General features: G+C 55.4%; 13 protein-coding genes. 5 read left to right on the top strand and 8 right to left on the bottom strand.

Annotated features, from left to right (window positions below):
- Nucleotides 1–23: 23 nt before the first annotated feature.
- The 3 genes from H6F46_RS09005 to polA form a co-directional block, all read right to left on the bottom strand.
- Nucleotides 24–317 (bottom strand): hypothetical protein, encoded by a 294-nt coding sequence (locus tag H6F46_RS09005; protein WP_190354299.1) that lies wholly within the window; start codon nt 315–317, stop codon nt 24–26.
- Between the two features lie 554 nt (nt 318–871).
- Entirely contained in the window at nt 872–2,026 is a 1,155-nt protein-coding gene (locus H6F46_RS09000) for a glycosyltransferase family 4 protein (RefSeq protein ID WP_190354300.1), read from the bottom strand.
- Nucleotides 2,027–2,491: 465 nt separating this feature from the next.
- On the bottom strand, nt 2,492–5,437 hold the full coding sequence (polA, locus tag H6F46_RS08995; protein ID WP_190354302.1) for a DNA polymerase I: 2,946 nt from the start codon (nt 5,435–5,437) through the stop codon (nt 2,492–2,494).
- Between the two features lie 129 nt (nt 5,438–5,566).
- Between polA and H6F46_RS08990 the strand changes: the two genes are divergently transcribed.
- The gene (locus H6F46_RS08990; RefSeq protein WP_190354304.1) at nt 5,567–6,214 is read left to right on the top strand and encodes a Uma2 family endonuclease; all 648 of its coding nucleotides are present in this window, start codon (nt 5,567–5,569) and stop codon (nt 6,212–6,214) included.
- A gap of 302 nt (nt 6,215–6,516) precedes the next feature.
- Nucleotides 6,517–6,711 carry a hypothetical protein gene (locus H6F46_RS08985; protein WP_099535395.1) on the top strand — a complete coding sequence of 65 codons (195 nt, stop codon included), beginning with the start codon at nt 6,517–6,519 and terminating at the stop codon, nt 6,709–6,711.
- A 273-nt stretch (nt 6,712–6,984) separates the two neighbouring features.
- On the opposite strand, the gene trpA is transcribed toward H6F46_RS08985, so the two are convergent.
- From trpA to H6F46_RS08960, 5 genes are all read right to left on the bottom strand, one after another.
- The gene (gene trpA / locus H6F46_RS08980; RefSeq protein ID WP_099535391.1) at nt 6,985–7,785 is read right to left on the bottom strand and encodes a tryptophan synthase subunit alpha; all 801 of its coding nucleotides are present in this window, start codon (nt 7,783–7,785) and stop codon (nt 6,985–6,987) included.
- A 155-nt stretch (nt 7,786–7,940) separates the two neighbouring features.
- Nucleotides 7,941–8,279: a DUF3007 family protein gene (locus H6F46_RS08975; RefSeq protein WP_099535389.1), complete on the bottom strand. Its 339-nt coding sequence runs from the start codon at nt 8,277–8,279 to the stop codon at nt 7,941–7,943.
- Nucleotides 8,280–8,416: 137 nt separating this feature from the next.
- Nucleotides 8,417–8,641 (bottom strand): NAD(P)H-quinone oxidoreductase subunit L, encoded by a 225-nt coding sequence (gene ndhL / locus H6F46_RS08970; protein ID WP_190354306.1) that lies wholly within the window; start codon nt 8,639–8,641, stop codon nt 8,417–8,419.
- Between the two features lie 963 nt (nt 8,642–9,604).
- The gene (locus tag H6F46_RS08965; protein ID WP_190354522.1) at nt 9,605–10,387 is read right to left on the bottom strand and encodes an ABC transporter permease; all 783 of its coding nucleotides are present in this window, start codon (nt 10,385–10,387) and stop codon (nt 9,605–9,607) included.
- Between the two features lie 105 nt (nt 10,388–10,492).
- Nucleotides 10,493–13,807, bottom strand: a complete 3,315-nt coding sequence (locus tag H6F46_RS08960; RefSeq protein WP_190354308.1) for a glycoside hydrolase family 15 protein — start codon at nt 13,805–13,807, stop codon at nt 10,493–10,495.
- A 1,113-nt stretch (nt 13,808–14,920) separates the two neighbouring features.
- Between H6F46_RS08960 and H6F46_RS08955 the strand changes: the two genes are divergently transcribed.
- The 3 genes from H6F46_RS08955 (at nt 14,921) to H6F46_RS08945 (ending at nt 21,681) form a co-directional block, all read left to right on the top strand.
- On the top strand, nt 14,921–19,462 hold the full coding sequence (locus H6F46_RS08955) for a response regulator (RefSeq protein ID WP_190354310.1): 4,542 nt from the start codon (nt 14,921–14,923) through the stop codon (nt 19,460–19,462).
- Nucleotides 19,463–19,845: 383 nt separating this feature from the next.
- Nucleotides 19,846–20,634 (top strand): RNA polymerase sigma factor SigF, encoded by a 789-nt coding sequence (locus H6F46_RS08950; protein ID WP_190354312.1) that lies wholly within the window; start codon nt 19,846–19,848, stop codon nt 20,632–20,634.
- A gap of 201 nt (nt 20,635–20,835) precedes the next feature.
- Nucleotides 20,836–21,681, top strand: coding sequence for a hypothetical protein (locus tag H6F46_RS08945; protein ID WP_099535376.1), 846 nt, complete (start codon nt 20,836–20,838; stop codon nt 21,679–21,681).
- The last annotated feature ends 294 nt before the right edge of the window (nt 21,682–21,975 follow it).

Genomic DNA, 21,975 nt, shown 5'->3' with positions numbered 1-21,975 from the left:
CCGATCGGGATGCCATCAATGCATTAGTTATAGTCGGGCGGCAGGCTGGGTGCTGCCCCATGGCGTAATCGTTGGGTTTCTGCTTCTAGTAATAAGAAAGCGCAAAAAGTTTGGCAGGACGTGTGGGCTTCAATGAGTAAAGCTAATTCCGTGAGCACGGTTTCTAAGGGTTGGCCTTGGGCAATTAGCTCCAAAATATGATTTTGACCATCTGCCAGGGCCACCAAATTTTGGTGATAGATCAGGGGAATCGTTTTACCCTGCACCGAGTCACTGACCGGGTACAAGTCCGCCACTTGAAGAGGAGAAAATTGCATAGTAATCACAATTAATATTGACTAGGTGTTTTAGGTGTTTAGGGTTGGTCATCAAAGCACTTGAAACCTTGATGCTGCTGTTAGCAAATCCTTAGGCAGTCAGGAACTTCAGACCCTTGTTGCAACGATTGGTATCGACAATTGTTACGATGATCGGAGAGCAATTCTGGAGGCAAAGAGCTTGCGAATTTTGTCTGCGATGGTTTGAACTAGAAAATTAGCGATTAGTTTGCCCACAAGAGTCAAGGCGCACCCAACGATCGATGGCTCAACAATGGCTCAACAGAGTCGCCAGTGAGAAAACCGACGAGTTTAGGTATAGCGGTCAGGGGTGAAAATCTGGTGAAAGCCGATTTTGGTTTGATGGCAAATCCGCCCCGAGTGGGTAGCGCAGAAGTTGCGTTAGAGACCTAGACACGACAAGATGGCGCTGATCCTAAACGCGAGTTTCAGCCACCAACGGTAGATTCTGATTTTTCTCTAGTTTTGACCAAAATTCCGCTGTTTTAGAGAAATTTTGGCTTTTCTGCTGAATCAGCGCACAAAAGTGCCACCTAAGCGGCAGCGGATACCGAAGGGGGCAAGCGATCGGGGCGGAATCCCAGGGCGGCCAATTGCTGTTGGGCCGTGTGGGCGGCTCGTTCCCAACTCCAGAGGCTGGCGGCTTCGGCTCGGGCGATCGCCCCGCGTTGTTGGGCCGCTTCCCGATCGTGATAAACCTGCCGCATCAAGGCCACCAGAGCATCCAAGTCCGGCTCGGCCCAGTGGCCCCAGTCCAAGGCGGGGTCAAAAAACTGCGGATCATTGACGGGAATCAGGTTTTTGACCGGAATCAGGTAAGCATTGCCCGGGTGGGCATAGGCCCGCAGGCCGCTCCAGTCCGTGACAATGCAGGGCAGTCCACAGGCCATGGCTTCCAAAATGGGCAATCCCCAAGCCTCGCCCCGGGTGGGCAACACAAAGGCATCGGCTTTTTGCAGAACTTGCACTAGGCCTGATCGTCCGGCTGGATGGCTGGGCAAAATGCGATAGGCCTCGGCCCCCAGCAGCCGCGCGGCATAGTCGATCGATTCCTGGAGGTCAAAGTGGGGAATGTAGCCGTTGTGGGCGTGCAACACCAGTTCCACGGGATCTTGGGGTTCAAAGGCTTTGGCAAAGGCTTGGATCAGCAGATCGATCCCCTTGCGTCGTTCCCATTTGCCCACACAAAGGAACCGAAAGGGCCGCTGCCGCAAGTCGCGATTCAGGGCCGAGGGGCGGTGGGGATGGGGCTGAAAGACTTGGGGGTCAACCCCTTCCGGCACAACGGCCAGGCGCTGGGGGTCAAGCCCGGACTCGATCGCCACCTGACGCTGCCAAAGGGACGGAACCCAAAGGTAATCGAACCGATCGAGCAATTGCTGAAATTTTTGATGAATGTGGGTGGTTTCCCACACAAACAGCCCAATTTGGCAGCAACCGGGAAAGGGCGGCATCGGCAACCCGGACACAATGACCAGGGTGGGGGCATTGGCCGCCGGGCTGAGACCGGCCGCTAACAGTTCCGGCACGCCCCGTTCCCAGTCGGCTAGGGGCTGGGGAGGCTGCCAATCACAAAGGGCGATCGGCTCGATCGGGTGCAGTGCTCCCGCGAGCGATCGGGCATGGGTTCCCCAGCCACCGGGGGCAAAAAAATAGCTCGCAAAATTCAACACAAGCGATCGCAGCAATGGTTGAGGACAAAAGACGCAGCTTGCTGTCTCGATCGGTTGGAATCAACTGGAATTAACAAACCTCAGAGGATGGCTGAAGCGACTGGGGGCAATGGTCAAGCCCTAACGGTCTTGGGATCAAGGGACTTGATCAGCTTTGCTTTGTCGGTGGATGAGACCCACAAGCAAGGTAGCCATTGCGGCTTTTCAAACATCCTCTCAGGCTATTTCAAGTGCATTCGCGCGATCGCCTCAATCCTATGGGGGTTCTCAATTGAACTCCATCAATTCTGTGCCAATCTGTAACTGTCTATGCCAACTTTAATTGACTAGAATTTAATTGACTGAAAGTGGGGCTGGCTCTAACAATTGGTCGCAACAAAATTGTGGCCTTAAAAAGAAAACATTTCTAAGCGTGATAGAAATTAACGGGTTTAAGTAGGGTTAAATTCACCCCTAATTGCATCACTCATTCCCGATCGGCTATTTCGCTTCCATCCAGTTTTGACCCGCATGAACTTCCACCGCCAGGGGCACACTCAAGGTGACCGCTGATTCCATGGTTTCCTGAATAATTGGGCGCACAAAGTCCCACTCTTCCGGAGGCACTTCAAAGATCAATTCATCATGCACTTGCAACAGTAAAGTTGCCTGGGTGGATTGCAACCGTTGATGGAGTTGAATCATGGCAATTTTGATGATGTCGGCGCTGGAACCCTGAATGGGAGCGTTGGCCGCCGCCCGCAGCAATTGGGCATCATTTTGACCATTGACCCGCAACCGATCGAGGTCGATCGCCTGGGGATCGGAGCCGCGCAATTGATTCAACGAAGGACTCATGAATTGAAAATAGCGCCGTCGGCCCAGGAGTGTATGCACATAGCCCAGGGCGATCGCCTCGCGCTGCATTTGTTGCAAATACTCAAAGACCTGGGGATAGCGTTGGTTAAAGCGATCGATAAATTCCTTGGCTTCCATGCGCGACACGCCCGCTTCCCGAGCAAACCGTTGCGCCCCCATGCCGTAAATCACCCCAAAATTGATGATTTTTCCCAGTCGTCGTTCTTCGGGGGTAATGTCAGGGCGATCGAGCAATAATTGCGCGGTCAAAGCATGGACATCTCGTCCCGTTTGATAGGCCTCAATTAAGACCGGTTCCTGACTCAAATGGGCCAAGATTCGTAGCTCAATTTGGGAATAGTCTGCTGCGGCCAACAGCCAGCCCGCTTTGGGTAAAAAAGCCCGCCGAATTTGCCGACTAAAGGCCGTCCGAATCGGGATATTTTGCAAGTTGGGATTGGATGAAGAGAGGCGACCCGTAGCCGTCACCGTTTGATTAAAGTCCGTATGGACGCGATCGGTTTGGGGCGAAACCAACTGCGGCAGCGCATCCACATAGGTAGACTTCAGTTTGGCTAAGGTGCGATGCTCCACGATCGCTTCCACCACGGGATGATCATCCTTTAACTTTTCCAAGGTGGCGGCATCCGTGGAATAGCCGGTTTTGGTTTTGCGAGACTTTTTGGGATCAAGACCCAATTTGCCAAACAATAATTCACTGAGTTGCTTGGGCGAACCTAAATTAAAAGTCTCCCCAGCCGCTGCGTAGGCCCGCTGTTCGATCGCCAATAAATCTGTTTCTAATTGCTTAGAAAATTCCGCCAAATAGGCCGTGTCAATCCGAATGCCTCGCCCTTCCATGGCTGACAAAACTGGCTCAAGGGGCAGCTCCACCTGCTCAAAAAGTGGCAACAAATCCTGCTCGCTAGACAGTTGCGATCGCAGGATACTGACCAAATGAAATGCACTATAAACATCTGTGCCGCAATAGTTGGCAACGGCAGCAATGCTCACCGCTGCAATGGTTTGTCCCTTCGGCACCAGATCTTGGTAGCTGGTGGCGCTGATTCCTAAATAGCGCAATCCCAAATCTGTTAGGTTATGGCTGGCTTCTGGATTCAGCACATAACTGGCAAGCATTGGGTCAAAAATTACCCCGGCCAGTTGAATTCCTTGGCTGCGCAAAATTGCTCGATCGAACTTGGCATTTTGCAGCACCTTGGGATGGTTTTCGCTTTCCAAAATTGGTTTCAGCGCTTGCAACACCAGCGATCGATCGAGCTGTTTTCCCGTACTGTGTCCCACGGGAATATAAGCCACCGTGAATTGTTCCGCATTGCCATAGCAAACCCCAATTCCTACCAAGGCCGCTTTTCGAGGATCTAGGTCAGTGGTTTCTGTGTCCCAAGCGGTGGGATAGTCACGGTTTTGGCAGCGCAACAGTGCGGCAACCAGCGCCTCCAATTGATCGGGTGTAGTAATAATTTCTGGGGTGAATTCGGCCGGTAGTGGCGGATTTTCCTTGAGCAAATCGGTCTCTTCGGCACTGAAAAACCAAGTATCTTCTGCTTCTAAGGTCGAAGCTGGGAAACTGCCCGCTAATTGGGGCGATCGGCCCACAGAACTCGTTTCATGGCCTGTCCCTGGCTCTGCTCCCAGCGTTAACTGACCATTACCAAATCGAGCCTCCAGACGTTCAATTTGCTTCAAAAACTGATTCAGTTCTAATTTTTCCAGCAGAGGGGTGAGGGCAGCGCGATCGAATCTGCTTAATTCACAGTCAGCCAAGGCTACATTCAAGGGCACATCACATTTAATTTGCGCCAAAAACTGAGAATGGTAAGCAGCGTCTCGATCGGCTTCCAATTTGCTCTTGACGGATTTTTTCAGAGAATCCAATGCCTGATAAATCCCATCCAAGGACTCATGCTCTTGCAGAAGCTGGGCGGCGGTTTTTTCGCCAATGCCTTTCACTCCCGGAATATTATCGGATTTATCGCCGCAAAGGGCTTTGAAATCCACCACCTGATCCGGACGAACGCCCCATTTTTCCACCACTTGGGCTGCACGATATTCGCTGTAGCGGGAAGATTTCACATCACGCCCACCCAAGTGCAAAACGCTGATGTCTTGCTGGTCATTAATGAGTTGAAATAAGTCCCGATCGCCGCTCAAGATTTTGACCCGATAGCCCGCCGCGATGCCCTGTTGGGTCATTGTCCCGATCGCGTCATCTGCTTCAAAACCTGGCGTTTTAACAATGGTTAAATTCAGCGCCACCAACAGGGTTTCGAGATGCTGAATATCTTCAATAAACTCCACGGGAGTTTCCGGCCGCCCATCCTTGTAGGTCGCATCGGCTTCGTGGCGAAAGGTGGGCTGGCGAGTATCAAAAGCCAGGGCGATCGCTTGGGGTTTTTCAAGGGCGATCGTGTCCAATAGGGCCTTAATAAATCCGTAGCAAATGCTGGTGGGAATGCCCGTGGAAGTGCGCAGACCACCATCTCGTCCATTCACGAAGGCATAGAATGCTCGGAAAGCCAAGGAATGGCCATCTACCAAAAGCAAGGTCTTTGCGGAGTCGGTCATGGGGCGATTGCAGAATGCTCGCCCTCAGCATAGCAGCCCCTTTGCGCACCGGGCGATCGGGCAGCTCGCCCACTGCTTGGCCCCATTGGCGATAATAGAACTAATCAACCGTTTCAGGAGTTGTGAGCAATGATTGCGATCGCCCCGCTGGCTCCCACCCAACTCATCGGCGAAAAACGTGTGACGCTGCGTGGCCTAACTTGGCAAACTTACCAACAGGTTCTCCATGCCCTGCCATTCCGTCGTTCTGCTCGCTTGACCTATGATCATGGAGTTTTAGAAATCACTATGCCCTTGGAAGATCATGAATTTTCGATTCGTCTCATTGAGCGCTTCATCGTCATCATGATCTTTGAGATGGGTCTGAAAATTAAAACAATGGGATCTACTCGGATTGAGCGTGAAGAACTTGATCGCAGCTCAGAACCTGATTGTGCTTACTACATTCAAAATCAAGCACGGGTTGCGGGTCGAAGAGTTGATTTTGCGGCTGATCCTCCGCCGGATCTGGTAGTTGAAGTGGATATCACCCACACGGATATTGACAAAAATCGGCTCTATGCTGCGATGGGCGTTCCAGAGCTGTGGCGATATAACGGCCGTGATTGGCGCATTTTTATGTTGGAAAATGGGGATTATCAAGAATCGGAATTTAGCCCCATTTTTCCTTGGGTGCAAAAAGCGTATTTATATCAATTTTTGGCAGAGGCTCAGCAAGATGAAATTGCTGCTGAACAAGCATTGCGCCAGTTGGTGCGTGATCACTTAGCCCAGTAAGCAATTTGGGCTGGGATTCCTTGGAAAATTCTGGAAAATTCATTCCTGAAGAATCAGGATCTGTGAGTCGCCGTCCCTGGGAAAAAGCGGTACGATCGAACCGGGGGCTTCTGGCGAAGTTAACCGGATTGGGTTCCCGATTCGCAGAACAATACCCTAGAGATTTGCGTCCACATCCCTAGCTCGCTTCGATGATGAAGCTGGATTGCACTGGGATCATTCCATCGACGACGGGGCTGCATCTCTGAAGTCAGCAACTGGGCTGGCAATTCCCCCAACGTCAATTTTGGGAGGTCAGAATCATGACTCAGCGAACTTTCCCTGACCGATTTCATTCTTGGGACGATGCGATCGACCTGAGGAAAATTGTGGTTGATAAGCGATCGCGGAAACGCTCGAATGCTGCTAAATCCCGCCGCCGCAATCGGCGATCGGAAAATGGATTATTGAGCAGCCAATTGCGCCACAGTTGGGAATCCATGGCCGACTGGGTGTAGGGTCAATTCAATGCAATTGCTCAAGAATTGTTCACAACAATTGCTCAAAATTGTCACTGACCAGTTCCATCGGTCAATTTTGTGGGGGTGTACGGCCGTACGCCCCCACTTGGACTGCTTGAGTTGGACTGTTTCTGTTGAGGGAATGGAACTTGCCTCAACAAAATTGGTCCAGTTGATTGATCTTTAATTTGTTGATCCAGTTCGTTGTTGATCTAGCTCGTTGATCTAGCTCGTTGATCTTTAGTTCGTTGATCTTTAGTTCGTTGTTCTTTACTGATCAAGGGCGGCTCGCAAATCCCGGCAGAATGCTTCAACGGCGGCTAGCCCCGCTTCCGGCGTGCCGTCGGCCAATCGCTTCACAAAGGCACTGCCCACGATCGCCGCATCAGCCCCCCAAGTACGCACCTGCACCGCTTGCTCCGGCGAGGAAATGCCAAAGCCCACCCCGATCGGCTTATCGGTAACCTGGCGCATGGCGGCCAAAATTTCGGACACGCGCCCGTGCATTTCGCTGCGCATCCCCGTTACCCCGGTCACACTGACCAGATAGATAAATCCTTGGGACTGCTGGGCAATGGCTTCAATCCGATCCTTGGAACTCGTCGGGGCCACCAACAAAGTGACTTCCAAGCCCGCTGCCGCCGCTGGCTTCAGCAGGCCGTCTGCTTCTTCGAGGGGCAAGTCTGGCACGACGAGGCCCGCCGCCCCGGCTGCTTTCACATCTTGAATGAATTGCTCAATTCCTCGATTCAGAATTGGGTTGTAGTAGGTGAACAGGACGATCGGGGCGGACAGTTCCGGCGACACCCGCTGCACCAGTGCCAACACATCATCAAGGCGAGTACCGTTTGCCAAGGCCCGAGTGGCGGCCGCTTGGATGGTGGGGCCGTCTGCTAGGGGGTCGGAGTAGGGCACGCCCAGTTCAATCAGGTCGGCTCCTGCCCGATCGAGTCGCCGCAGGGCCTCCTCCGTTGTTGCCAAATTCGGATCCCCGGCGGTGATGAAAGGGATCAGGGCACAGCGTTCTGCTTGGCGCAGGGTGGCAAAACGTTCAGAAACAGAGACGGTCATGGTGGCAGGCGATCGATCAACTCGGTGGTCAGGACATCAAAAACGGCCAGCAACTTCGCCCACATACTGGATTCAGAGTGAACCCTTGTTGGGGGCTGAGGATGCTGGCTTTGAATTGGGGGAACGGGCGGCGCGTTGGTGGCGAAGAATGCGGATTAGGGTGACGGATGGGTCGGGTTCGATCGATCCGTTTCCGCCGCTTCCGCTTCCAAGCGAGCTTCCAAGGCGGCCAACTCCTCTGGTGACAGTGCTTCCAACTGCTTTTGCAAAACCGCGTCTTTGTAGTCTTGCAACTGCTGGGAGTAGGTCATCTTTTGGGTCAGGGCCCGCACCAGATAGGTCAGCAACCAGCCCATCAATCCTACTACCAACGCGGCCTGAGTCCAGATGCCCGCATTGGTGGCATCAATGCCCACCAGTTGCAGGAGACCATAGACCAGCCCCCCACCCAAAAAGACACCTAACCCAATCAGAATCGCGTCAATTCGCCGCATGTTTGCTCGATCGCCCCTGTCAATTGCTCACGATTGCTCACCATCATCCAACCCATCACCCTGGCTCGATCGCCCAAGCGGGACAATCGAGGCATCCTAGGCATTAAATGGCCAGGCATTAAATAAATGGCCAGACATTAAATGGCCCGACGTTGGGGACGCAGATTCAAAAACGGCGACAACAACAGCAGCCCGGGGAAGAACAAAAACACCGCAAAGTAGGCCAAGAGCCGCTCGATCGAGCTAGCCACATACCACCGTTTTTGGAGATAAACGTAGAGGCCCAGCGGCAACACCACCAGGTAAGCCCCCGCCAGCGCCACATACAGAATCAGCGCGATCGGCAAATCCGTCAAAGCCATAAACCAGACCCTCGCCTGAACGTCATCCTGACAGCCCGCACGGACAACCGCAGCCCCTTGCAACCCATTAGCAGCCAGCGATCGGCCCCTAATTTCCGGTTGCGATCCTCAGCGCTGCGCCTTTGTCCGTAACCAGACCACAACCAGACCACATTTTATCGTTCCCCTTCCCCTTCCAAGGGCGATCGGCCCCTCAAAAAATACAATTGCAACCATTAGTCGATCGCCATTCAAGAGTGGGGACAAGGGGCTTAAGCCCCTTGTCTGTGCGGATTGCGGGGGCGCACAGAGCAGTCATTGCGACTTTTCAAAGATCTAGCCAAGAGATCCCGTCAAGACTGAGGAGTTGCTCAACTCTTGCCTCTCTTCCCCCTTTGCGAGGTATGATGGGACGGCTCAACGTTACCCGTTAACTTGAGTTGTCCTTAGGGGCGAGTCAGTTTAATTGATTCGGTCTAATTGATCGGTCTAATTAATCAATTGGCTCCACTAAGGGGGCATGGCGGAATGGTAGACGCTACGGACTTAAGACAATTGAGCCTCGGTTGAGAAATCGATCGAGTGGCAGCTCTCAAACTCAGGGAAACCTAAGGCACGGAACTAATTCTGGGACGTTGTTCGCAGATCACCCCGATCGCTACGGCAATCCTGAGCCAAGCCGAAGGCACAAAAAGCTTACGGGCTTTTTCTTCGGAAGGTGCAGAGACTCGACGGGAGCTACCCTAACGTAACCAGCCGAGGGTAAAGAGAGAGTCCAATCTTCAACGCCAAACGGTCGATCGAGCAGTTTTGCTGACTCACGAGCCGAATTGTGCAGGGGCGAAAGCCACAGGAAGATGAAAATCCGTTGACCCTAAACGGTCGTGAGGGTTCGAGCCCCTCTGCCCCCATCCTTAAACCCATTTATCATCCAAAGCTCCGGCCAGTGCTTCTGGTCGGAGCTGCGCGTGGTTAACCGGCAATTTAACTAGAGGCGCTGGTGTAGAACCGGAGGGCAAACCGCCAAAATTGATTGGACAAATACAACAGCCCGATCGCCAGCAACCCTGAAACTCCTACCAAAAACCAAGCATCGCGGCCCAAGGCAATTTCCGCCGGCACAGTGGTCATAAACAACACCGGCACAATGAAGGTAAAGAAGAAGCGAAATGCCGCCGGATAGGCCGTGAGGGGATAGCGCCCAGCTTCCAATAGCCCCCGCAATACTTCCGTGATGTTATAGATTTTGGTAAACCAAATGCTGGTGGCTCCTAACACAAACCAGAGACTATATAAAATTAGCAATCCAAAGCTGAGGGGCAACATTGCCCAGCCATATTGCCACCAGGGAAGTTGTAGATTGATCCCCGCATAGAAAATCAACCCCAAACCAAGGGCAATGTCAGGAAAGCCCCAAAGGGAAACGGCGCGGGTGGATAGCCAAAATTGGCTGCTAATGGGTTTCAGCAACACAAAATCCAGGGTTCCTAGCTCCACTTGGCGCACGATACTGTTGAGGTTGGGAGCTAAAAAGGTGTTAGAAAAGCCTTGTAAAAACAGAAAAAGACCCAACACCAAAAGTGCTTCATGCCAGTTCCAGTTTTGGAAGGTGTAGCCCGTTCGATAAAACAAAAAAAGCCCAAAGCCGCTGGCAATTCCCCCACCAATGGAGGAAATGCTGGCTAAGAGAAAGTTGCCGCGATATTCCATTTCGGCCGCGATCGCGGTGGTGATAAACAACCGCAGAAGTTTCCAGTGATGGAGCAGCATGGGTGCGAGGGTGGGAAGGGCCAATTTCATCCGGGGCGATCGGGTTGGGCGATCGCCCTCAGGATGGGTGGTTGAAGCGGATGGGCGGGAATGGCTAACCCATTACCCCACCGGCTCTAGGGACTCATCGATCGCCTGTTCAGCGCGATCGCGGGCCGACTGTTCCGCCATTTCGATCAGGAACTGGAAGGCCTTCACCATAAAGGTGGCGCAATTGTAGGGCGACGTTTCATAGAACTGTTGCCAGGCCTGACCCTTACGCTCGTTGTAAATGGGTTCATCCTCGGGATGGCGATCGAGCCAGGCCAACCGCACCGCGTGGCCCACCAACACATCCAACACCAGGTAATCATCAATTTGCAGTTCGGGGTTGCGATCGGTCAGGGCTGCCAACTCCGCCAACGCCTCCATACAAACCTGTCGGTAAAGCGGCGCACCAATCTTGTTCAGCAGGTGTTCCACTTGCAGGGCGAAGTTCTTTTCGCCGGGGGTCATTTCCGCCAACACCAAGGCACTGTCGAGCCGGTTGCGACGTTCCAGCTTGTCCCCAATCACCAGGCCCTTGCAGTGGCCCAACAGGTTCCAAACCTGGGGATAAAAATCCTTGGGCACGCGGTTCAATGCGCCGTCCAATTCCCGCTGGCGGGCCCAACTCCCGGCGGGGGGCAAACCCTCTTCCCGCTGCGGCACAATGGTCCATTCGATCGCCCGGCCCGTGGCCCGCAGGTGCAACGATTCCTGCTGTTGCAAGGCTAAGGTTGCGCCCTGATAGCCTTCCAGCACGTGGCGCAAGCGCAATTGCACCTCGTAGGGACTGAGTTCCATCAGTTGCTCGTAGGCCTCATCGGGCGTGACGAGCATTTCGCGACCCAATTCACTCACCAACAGCAGCAGAAAATAGCTGGTACGGAGGGTCAAAAAGCCTTTGAACAGGGCTGGATTGGACTTAATGAGCACGCCCAAGGCCACCAAAATTTCCTGGCTCAAGACCCGATCGCGGATGTCTTCCCCACAAAATTCATCAATCTTGGCCATGATCTCGTCGTGGGGCATGGGACGATCGATCAAGGATCCCTCGCTGTAGGCGCGGCCCACGGCGATGAACTTTTGCCGCACTAGCAAATCCGTCACCGCATCCGAAAGGTTAATGTCCGCCTTGTTCAGCAGGCCCGCCGCCCGCCGCACAATTGCCCAATAGGGCCGACGGCGAGCAATTCCGTCAGATTCCACGACGCTGTAGCCCTGAAGGGCCCGGTTATAGATTTCCTCCACCAGCAGATTGAGCGGCACGGCGCGATCGTCCCCGGCAAAGCCCGTCTCAAAATCCGGGCCCACCAATCGCCACAGGTCTTGAATTAGCTCAATTTGCTCATACAGGTTCACCGTGGCCCGCAACCGGGTGAGCAAGCTCTTGGGATTGGTTTCCGACTCCAGTTGAAATTCCTGGCGACTGCTGAGGGGTTTGGTGTCCGCTGCCGAAAAAGCCAGGTATTGGGACAGGGGCAAGGGTGCGCCATTGGCCACGGATTGCTCGAATTCGTAGCCGTGGAGAAAGTCAATCCGCTCGCTCCCGGCGGTGAGCACAAAGGATTGCAGCCGTCCCAGGCGAATCGGCACATTGTTGCATTTGCCAGCTTTGAAGTCCGCAATCAGGGAGAGCAGGGGCGATCGGGTGTCGAGGTCGGCTTCTGTGGATCCCAACATTTCCCGAGTCAGCAACAGGGTCATGGTCGGTCGCCCCAACTGTCGCCACTGGCGGGCAATGTAAGCCAGTTCGCTGCGAATTTGGGAGGTCAAAAACTCCGGATCTGCGCCCGAATAGAACTGCTCTTGATCCAGGAAGGAGGGCAGAAAGACCATGGTTTTGCCGCAAATCGAGAAAATTCGCGACGTGGTGAGGGTGCGCAGCCGCCGCAGGGGCCGCCCCGTGAGGCCCAGGGCTTCGTTGCGGCCGATTTGGGCATAGGCCGCCGAAAGATCCCGCGCGGGCCGCACCTCGATCGGGGCCACCTGATCCGGCGTTTGGGTTTCAATCCCGTAGATTGCCAGTTGATGTTGCAAGGCCGCATCTTCCGATAGCAACACCATTTGCACCAACGGTTCCCGCACGGCTCCCGGGCGCGATCGCCGGCCGAGGGGATCCAAATCCGCCACATCGATCAGCTCTTCCAACACCAACTGACCCAGCAGCCACAGGGATTGGGCCCAAACCAGGGGTACGTTGTCGTTGGGCAAGCGGGTTTGGGAACCGGGGTTGGCCTGTTCGGCGGCGATCGCCTCCTCCGGCACGTAATAGACCTCCGGCAACAGGGCGAATCCCTCCTGTTCCACGGCCACCCCTTGCAATCGTTGGTGGTAGTCCAAGGCCCTGTCCCGATCGCCCCGAAACAGGGCATCCAGCAACAAATAAGTCCAAAACAGCGGCCACTCACACTCAATATGCTCAAAGCGCTTGAGTTCGTAGGGTTCGTAATGCAGGCGGCTGGTGTCTTCAAGGACGGTTTGGTGACCATCCCGCAGGAACCGCTTGCAGCCGTAGTGCCCCTCCAGTTTTTCGACAATTTGCCGCCGTGTGCGATCGACCAAGTTTGCATCATCTACCGCGAACGCTGGGAAACCAATGATGCTCAACAGGGCCCCATCCACCTCCTTAGAGGCCGACTCGCGCGGCAACAGGGATTCCAGCGTGGCCCGCGATCGGGCAATTTCATCCTCCAGCACATGCAGCACGGATGATTGCGATCCCCTTGCCCCAAACAGATCAAAGCCATTCAGCGCTTCCAATGCCGCCTTCGCCATCCCGATCGAGCTGGCGTTCAGCTCCGGGTTGCCGTGATTAATCTTGTTGCCCCGTTCCCAAATGCCGTAATCGGCCGTGCGGTAGGCGCGTCCAATGTAATAGACCAGATTTTGGACAAAATTCACCTCGTCGGTGGTGTAAATCACCTCCAAGCCCGAGGCCGTCATTTGCGCCAGGATCAACAAAAACACTGAGGTGGCATCAATCTGTAGATGGCCCCAGCCGTCATCGGCCACCACCGTGTTGCCCGTGCCCGTGTCGTACTTGGCATGGAGCGCATCCAATGGATCTTGGGTGTGCTTAAAGCGCTCCACCTTGTGGGCTTGCCGCATCATCGATGACAACAGCCCCCGCATCAGCTTCACCACGCTCTGCTGAATTTCGTAGCCGCGCCCCGCTTCGAGTCCCGCCTTGCGATAGGCCAGCGCCAGCCCCCAGGCCGCCAAGATGCTGTAAACGTTATCGCGTACCCAAGCATCAGTGTAGTCCCCATGGATATTAACAGCGGTGCTGGCAGGCATCAGGCCGCTGATGGGGTGTTGGCGGTTCAAAATGACCTGGGAAATCAGCCGATCGAAATACTCCAGGCGATCGCGACGGGACTGAGAGGCGGTCATAGGCTACAGCAGGGACTTAAAGACACTATAGACGGTTTATTTTCCTGGATCGCGGCAACGCTGCAGCCGTTGATGAACCCTTGAGGGAAACCCAGGGGCCACAAGCTGTGCCGGGGCGATCGGGAATATCGGTCAAAGGAGTGGGGGCAATTGTGATCGGAATCTCCCTGGCTAGCCAGGCGATCGCCGTAAAATTGGCTCAAGGGGATTGCAACGGTTGTCAATTTCTTGTCAGCCCTTGGTCAGCAATATTGCAGCCACCAACGGTCAGCCGCTCCTAGCCCTGCCTCCAATAGCCCCCCAAAACGGGCCCAAGCTTCCCTATCCAGCGCTAAATTTCGACTAAATGAATGGGCCTTGCGTGTTCACGAAGTTCGAGGAGGGGAATTGAGATCTAACTCGAAATTCTACGGAGTCTTGCTCTGGGAACCGTTAGAATCGATTTCTAGATCTCAATGATGGGTCTCACCCCCCATAGGGGTTGATCGGGGGAGTCCGCACCGGGGACAACGGGGAGCCTATTCAACTTCAATGGGATGGGGGCTGGTCGAAAGTGATGCAACAAAACCGTTTGGGAGGCAAATCGGTTCGGGGAATTCGGCAAAATCGGGGTCGAATAGAGCGATCATTGCTGTTGGGGGCCGCAGAGTCCACAATCCCGCAAGAGTCTACGGCTGGGTTAAACCTTGGGGTTGCTTGTCTGATGTTGGGGGTAAAGGCGCAAGTTGATGCAAGGCTGCAACAATCTACGCGGCTCGCTATGCGGCTCTCTATGCGGCTCTGTGCGAATCGATTGAGGCATTATCCCGACCATTGCCTCGCTGCTGTGGCAATTGAGGAGTAGCAACGCAAACACCTGCCTGAGTAATTCTTGTTGGACGAGTGAATGGTTAGTAATTGCTCGCGACTAGGGCAATTTGAAGCTAGGGGTTTCACCCCTCCTATGCTTGAGTTAGAACCCTACGGGATCACACTAGGGTTAAGTTGGGCGTGGGAGTGCGCTCCGAACCATTGTCGCGAATTGATTGGTCGCCAATTAAGTCTCCAATTGATCGATCGCGAATTTATTCAGGTGCATTTGCCGTTGCTGTTGCAAATCGTTGTGCAGTCGCCATGGCAGCTTCCAAGTCAGGTTCGACCGAAACCACCGGCCGAGACCCAGGGGTCTCCAGCCGATCGGGGGCAGTGGATCGATCAACCCTGTGGTCAACCATGGGTCAGGTCAGGTCAGCGATGTTGGCCCGAATCCATTGGCCAAGGGCTGATGTGGCGGAACTATCAGGGGGCCAGGAGGGTGATCGCGTGAACTTACGCCGAAAAACCTTGGCGATTGTGGGGATGGCGGCGGTGGTGTCGATCGTGACGCTCTGCATTGCGCTGTCGGTGTTGGTCTCTGGGGACTTTCGGGCCCTGGAGGTGCAATATGCGCGCCAAGATGCTCAACGGGCCATGGATGCCCTCTCGGCGGATTTCGACAGTCTGGCGGTGGCGGCTCAGGAATATGCGGAGTGGGACGATACCTATGAATTCATTGAAACGCGCAACCCTGCCTATATCCAGTCCAATCTGATTGATCGCACGTTTACGGCTTTGCGGCTGAATGCGATCGCGATTGTGAATCGCCAGAAGCAAGTGCTTTACAGCCAAGGATTTGATGCGAAGCGGGGACGGTTGCAACCAGCCGATCGCTCCCTGCTGGACTATTTGGCTGGGCCGGGCCAAACGACGCTTTTACAACAGGATCAGCCCGATCGCGTAATTTCAGGGTTGGTGTCCCTGCCGGAAGGGGTGTTGATGGTGGCGGCCCGCCCGATCGTCACCAGTCAAGGAGCCGGCCCCATTCGTGGCGCGTTGGTGGTGGGCCGCTGGTTGGATCAGGTGGAAATCGATCGCCTGGCGGAGGGGGTGGAATTACAGCTTTCCCTGCGGCCGGCGGTCAGCCTAGAACAATTTCAGACCGCGGACTCTGGAACCCTCGGTCAGCCCATGACCCTGGAGGTGAGCCGGCCCGGTTTGGCCCGCAGCCCAATCTCCATCACGGCCCTGGAATCCTTGGATCTGTTGCGGGCGGAAATTCTGCTGCGGAACTTGGAAGGGGAACCGGCCCTGATTTTGGAGGTGACGCTGCCTCGGGAAATTGATCACCGTAGCCAACAGGCTATCCGCTACTTGGGAGCCGCCACGGTGTTTTGTGGGGTGCTCTTTGGGGGCGTGGCCCTGCTGTCGATCGAGAAATTGGTGCTTGCCCGCTTAACCCGCCTCAGCACTGCGGTGGCCACCATTGGCCAGAGCGGCAACCTGGCCACCCGTCTAGAAATGCCTGGCAGCGACGAGCTGGGTCTCCTGGCCAACAATATCGATGAGATGCTGGAGGCGCTCGATCGATTCCAACGGGAGCGATCGAGTGTCGAAGAGCGCTACCGGATCATGGCGGAGAACTCCACCGACCTGATCTCCCGGCAAACGGCCGACAATGTTTATATCTATGCCTCCCCCGCCTGCATGGCCCTGTTGGGCTATCACCCGGAAGAAATGGTGGGGCAACAACGTTGGGACTTTATCCATCCGGCCGATCGCGCTCGCCTCATTGAAGAAGACCAGCACGCCCGCGATCGCAAAGCCACCTACACTACCCAATATCGAATTCGCCGCCACGATGGGTTCTACATCTGGTTTGAAACCACCAGCCGCGCCATCTACGACTCCCACAACGGCGAATTTCAGGGCACGTTGTCCGTTTCGCGGGACATCACCCCCCGCAAACAGGTGGAGCAAGATCTGCGTGACAGCGAAAGTTCCATCCGTCGCCTCTATCAAATTGCCGCCGCCCGCCAACTGACCTTTGATGATCGATTGCAACGGTTGCTGCAAATGGGTTGCGAGCAATTTGGCTTGGAACTGGGGCTGCTGGTGGAAATTGACGATCGATTTGCCACCCTCCCGGATCCAGACCCTGCGGACTACAACGGTGGCATGGCCGCCGTGGGCGATCTGCAATGTCGCGTGGTGGGCATCTTTCACACGGGCGATCGCGCCCAAATGCCCAGCACCTGGGACTGGCAAGCGGGCGATCGGTTCCCCCTGCGCAACACCATCTTTCAAATTGCCGTTGCCCGCGAAGAGCCGCTGTATTTCGAGTCCAAATCCCTGGCCCAGCTCGGCCCCACCGCCGTCGATGCGGCCCTGGAAATCGAAGCCTACCTCGGCACACCCATCACCGTCGGCCGTCGGGGCTACGGCACCCTCTGTTTTTGGAGCAATCAAACCCGTAACCAGCCCTTCAAAGCCGTTGATATTGGTCTGTTGGAGCTGATGGGGCAATGGATCGGCGGCGAACTGGAACGCAAACAAGCCGCCGACGATCTGGCCCGGGCCCGCGACCAAGCCCTAGAGGCCACCCGAGCCAAGAGCGAATTTTTGGCCACCATGAGCCACGAAATCCGCACTCCCATGAACGCCGTCATTGGGATGACCGGATTGCTGTTGGATACGGAACTGACCAGTCAGCAGCGGGACTTTGTGGAAACCGTTCGCAGTAGCGGCGATGCCCTGTTGGCCATCATCAACGACATCCTGGACTTTTCCAAAATCGAATCCGGCAAGTTGGATTTGGAGTCGCAACCCTTCGATCTGCGCAGTTGTATTGAAGAGTCCCTGGATTTGTTAGCCGCCAAAGCCAGCGACAAGGGCTTGGACTTGGCCTACTGGATGGGATCAGCCGTTCCCAACCTAATCGTGGGGGACATCACGCGCCTGCGCCAAATTTTCGTGAACTTGGTGGGCAATGCGGTCAAGTTCACGGCCCGGGGGGAAGTGGTGATTCAGGTGGAAGCCAAGCCCCACACCACCAGCGACGAATCGAATGCCTTGCTGCAAAGCGATAGCACCCTTCCGCCAACCCGTTCCCACGACTACAACGCACCGCTTTACGACATTCACTTTGCGGTGCGAGACACGGGCATTGGTATTCCAAGCGATCGCATGAACCGCCTGTTCAAATCCTTCAGCCAAGTGGACTCTTCCACCACTCGCCAATACGGCGGCACAGGGTTGGGGTTAGCCATCAGCAAGCGGCTCTCGGAAATGATGGGCGGGCGCATGTGGGTGGAAAGCGAACTGGGCAAAGGTTCCGTTTTTCACTTCACGATCGTGGCGGCGGCGGCTCCCTATGCATCCCTGGTGGATTTCTACGAAGTCCAGCCCTATCTGCAAGGGAAGCGGGTGTTGATTGTGGACGACAACGCTACCCATCGGGATATTTTGGTGCGGCAGGTGGAGGCCTGGGGCACGGTGACCCAAAGCACCGCCTCACCCCAGGAGGCGATCGCCTGGATGATGCAAGGACAGTCCTTTGATTTGGCGCTGCTGGATTTGCAAATGCCGCAGATGGACGGCTTGCAGTTGGCCCAACGGTTGCAGGATTTGGCGCTGCCCAAAACAACGCCGTTGCGGATGATTGCCATGGCTCCGATGGGCTACCAGGAGCGCAGTGCCTCACCGGTTTTTGCGGCAGTGGTGAACAAACCCATCAAGCAATCTCAGCTTTACAACGCGATCGTGACGGTGTTGGGTGGGCGCACGGCGGAAACGGTGGCCGCTCGATCGGTCATGGCCGATGTGGATTCCCATATGGCCGAGTTCCACCCGCTGCGGATTTTGCTGGCGGAAGACCATGCGGTGAACCAAAAGGTGGCGTTGCAGATTTTGCAGCGCATGGGATATCGGGCTGATGTGGCGGGTAATGGGATTGAGGTGCTAGAGGCCCTGCGTCGTCAACCCTATGACGTGGTGTTGATGGATATGCAGATGCCGGAGATGGACGGGCTGGAAGCCACGGAGCGGATCCGACAGGAGTGGGTGACGGAGCAAGGGCCCTACATCATTGCCATGACCGCTAACGCGATGCAGGGCGATCGGGAGGCTTGTATTCGAGCAGGGATGGATGATTACATCAGCAAGCCGATCCGGATTCAGAAGCTGGCGGAGGCTTTGGGGCGCTGTCCTTCTCGGGGGTTTGTCCAAGGGGGAACCGGCGAAACTGCGCCGGAACCGCCAACCTTGTCCGATGCGGTGTTGCCTGCGGTGGCGGAGAACGGTGCGGGAGCCGTGGCGATCGCCCTACCGCAGTTGGTGACGGCCCTGGTGAGTGGTGACTCGGAACCGGTTGCCCCTGAGGCGCTAACCCATACCAGCCATGGGGAGCGAAATGGGGTTGGGTCGGAGGTTGACCTGGCGGTTAACCGAACAGCCCCGGAGCCGGCCGGGTTGCCCTTGCCCCCGGGGTGGGCGGCCAATCAGGAACCCATTTTGGATGAGCAAATCCTGAGCAGTTTGCGGGAAGTGGAGGTGCTGGATGAGGCGATCGAACTCTATTTGCGCGATTCCCCCATGCTGCTGGAAAAGGTGCGATCGGCCCTGAGCAATGGCAACACGGCCCACCTAAAGGATGCGGCCCATTCCCTCAAGTCCACCAGCGGAACCATGGGGGCCCTGTTGGTGTATCAAACCAGCCAGCAAATTGAAACCGCTGCAAAGCAAGGAGATCTCGCCCTCGCCCAGCGATGGTTACCCGCCGTGGAGCAAGAACACCAACGGGCTGTGGCCCGGCTCCAAAGTTTGGGTTTAGCGTTCCAGTCTTTGGAAGCGGAGGCTTGAGCAGCGCAGAAGTCAAGCCATTGCCATTGCATCGTGGCCTTGGACTGCTTGTCGGGATCGCTTGGATGGCTGGCATCACTCGCACTGCTGAATTGCCCCTTGGTTGAGCGGGTTGGTTCAGATCTGCCTCTGAATTAAGGCCGAGGGGCGTTGGGGGCTGCGATCGGGTGTTTTGCGATACTTGACCAGTGAAATGAAATCCATCAACGGGATCAGCGACTGGGGCCGAAGTCTGATGGATCGGTGATCCCGGGCAGAATACCTAGAAAACCACAATGCGGTTTTGCTGTGCTATGAATCACAGCGATCGGGTAGTAATGGCCATACACTAAGAAACAGGGTGTCAGACCCCCTAAAGTCAACGCACTACCCTGCTAGTAACCATGGCTGCTCGTCCTGCTTGTATTGCGCCCAACGACCTGCGCGCCCGCAGTTTGGAGTTGCTGAACGCCTATCGGGCCTGTCCCTCAACGGAACTGCGCAATCGCTTGGTTGAGCTGAACTTTGGCCTGGTGAAGAAAGAAGCAGCCCACTGGGTTGCCCAATGCCAGGAAAGCTACGAAGATCTGCTCCAAATTGGCAGCATTGGCCTAATTCGGGCGATCGAGCGGTTTGATGCTAGCAAGGGCAACGCCTTTAGCTCCTTTGCCCTTCCCTACATTCGGGGCGAAATTCAGCACTACCTCCGTGATCGCAGTAGTTCAATTCGGATTCCTCGCCGCTGGTTGGAACTCCAGCAGCAATCCGCTACCATCACCCGCAACTTACGGGACTCACTCGGCCGCCAGCCCAACGATTGGGAAATTGCGGAAGCCCTCGGGATTGAGCTGAGTGAGTGGCAGCATGTGGAGCTGGCTCGTCAAAATCGATCGCCCCTTAGCCTGGATGCGCCGGTACGCAGCGACGAAGAAGAACCGTCATCCTTGGGGGACACGCTCCCCGATCGGAAATATCGCAGCTTCCAACTGGCCGAAGAAGACCGCCTGCGTTTGAACCAAGCCTTGGTCAAGCTAGAAGAGCGCACTCGCCAGATTCTGGAATTTGTTTTCCTCCATGACTTGACCCAAAAAGAAGTGGCCGATCGAATGGGGATCAGTGCTGTGACCGTTTCCCGTCGGGTGCGCAAGGGTCTCGAGTCCTTGAAGGACATGATGGAACCCGTTGACGACTAAACGTTGACCATTCAGCAACTGCCAGAGGCCAGTTCTCAACCTGATTGAGACTGCTCTCGATGCAGCATTGCCAAACCCGAGGCCAATCGGAGATCAGGACTCAGAAAACGAGACGATCGCCTAGCCATTGGTTACAATGCTGGGCAGCTCAGTCCCTTGGACTCAACCATCCCGCGGACTCAACCATCGGAGAATTCACCTATGCCCAGCCTGGTACGGTTTGGGGCAGCCGTAGCCCTGCTGGTGGCAGCCACCAGTTGTGGTGGCCCCACAGACACTGCAACCACTGACGAGGCCAGCCCAACTGCGTCCCCCGCCAGCGGTACGGATGCGCCCACTGCCACCGTGCCCAAGGCTGACTTCAAATCGCCCATGGTTGCCGGTCGCCCCAAGACGGCCGTACCCACCATCCAGCGGTTTATTCAGCCCACCAACATTGACGCAAGGGCCAAGCAAACCCAAACCGAAATTCAGCAAAATAGCAAGAACAGTCGGCGCGATCCCTTTGCGATTCCGCTGCAAGTGCAGCCCCTGGCCAAGTTGCCGGATGGCAGCCCTGTGGGCCCCAGCGTGACCCAATCTCCCCGACCGATTGCCATTCCATCCCCCACTTGGCAAGAGCCGGAAACCGATGTGGAAGGCCGCGATTTCCGAGGCTATCCACCACCAACGCTGGTTGATCCGCCCAAGCCGCGGCCGGCGGTGCGTCGTCCCACACCTGCCCGCTCTCCGGTGGCTGCGCGGCCGCAAGTGCCGCCTGTGACGGTTCCCAGTCAGCCGCCTGCGCCTCCTTCGCCCACGGATGCCCTCAGTTTGCGGGTGACTGGTGTGGTGCAAGTGGGCGATCGATTCCAAATCATTGTGCAAATTCCCGGTGAGAACTCCGAGCGCTACGTGAATGTGGGCGATCGAATTGCCAATGGCCAGGTTTTGGTGAAGCGGGTGGAACTGAGCAAGACTCTGGATCCGGTGGTGATTTTTGAGCAATACGGCCAAGAAGTGGCGAAAAATGTGGGCGACAGTGCCCAACCGATCGCCATGCGTTAGGGATTGCTTCAGCAAAATCGCTCAAGCAATTGCCGAACCCAACTGGCTCAGCCAAATTTCCCTAACCCGATTTGCTCAGCCAGAATTGCTCAACCAGAATTGCCCAACCAGAATTATTCAGCCAAAATTACTTAATCAAGTTTGCTGAACCAAATTTGCCTGACGGTCTGTTATCAAATTTCTAAAACCCTGATGTTGTTGTTTGGGTGACTGGTGGCTGCTGATGGTTTTGGGTATCCGCAGTTCCCGACTCTTCATGGTTAAAAGCTGTGGAGAGAGTCCTCGGGTGCTCAA

This window comes from Limnothrix sp. FACHB-1083, assembly GCF_014696485.1.
Taxonomy (GTDB): domain Bacteria; phylum Cyanobacteriota; class Cyanobacteriia; order CACIAM-69d; family CACIAM-69d; genus CACIAM-69d.
This window is presented reverse-complemented; position numbering and strand designations above follow the sequence as displayed.

Excerpts from the sequence above, each read along its gene's own strand:
- H6F46_RS08990 (WP_190354304.1), top strand. The coding sequence starts at position 5,567 with ATGATTGCGATCGCCCCGCTGGCTCCCACCCAACTCATCGGCGAAAAA.
- H6F46_RS08975 (WP_099535389.1), bottom strand. The coding sequence starts at position 8,279 with ATGCGGCGAATTGACGCGATTCTGATTGGGTTAGGTGTCTTTTTGGGT.
- H6F46_RS08955 (WP_190354310.1), top strand. The coding sequence starts at position 14,921 with ATGGCAGCTTCCAAGTCAGGTTCGACCGAAACCACCGGCCGAGACCCA.
- H6F46_RS08985 (WP_099535395.1), top strand. The coding sequence starts at position 6,517 with ATGACTCAGCGAACTTTCCCTGACCGATTTCATTCTTGGGACGATGCG.
- trpA (WP_099535391.1), bottom strand. The coding sequence starts at position 7,785 with ATGACCGTCTCTGTTTCTGAACGTTTTGCCACCCTGCGCCAAGCAGAA.
- H6F46_RS08950 (WP_190354312.1), top strand. The coding sequence starts at position 19,846 with ATGGCTGCTCGTCCTGCTTGTATTGCGCCCAACGACCTGCGCGCCCGC.
- H6F46_RS09005 (WP_190354299.1), bottom strand. The coding sequence starts at position 317 with ATGCAATTTTCTCCTCTTCAAGTGGCGGACTTGTACCCGGTCAGTGAC.
- H6F46_RS08960 (WP_190354308.1), bottom strand. The coding sequence starts at position 13,807 with ATGACCGCCTCTCAGTCCCGTCGCGATCGCCTGGAGTATTTCGATCGG.
- H6F46_RS08945 (WP_099535376.1), top strand. The coding sequence starts at position 20,836 with ATGCCCAGCCTGGTACGGTTTGGGGCAGCCGTAGCCCTGCTGGTGGCA.
- polA (WP_190354302.1), bottom strand. The coding sequence starts at position 5,437 with ATGACCGACTCCGCAAAGACCTTGCTTTTGGTAGATGGCCATTCCTTG.
- ndhL (WP_190354306.1), bottom strand. The coding sequence starts at position 8,641 with ATGGCTTTGACGGATTTGCCGATCGCGCTGATTCTGTATGTGGCGCTG.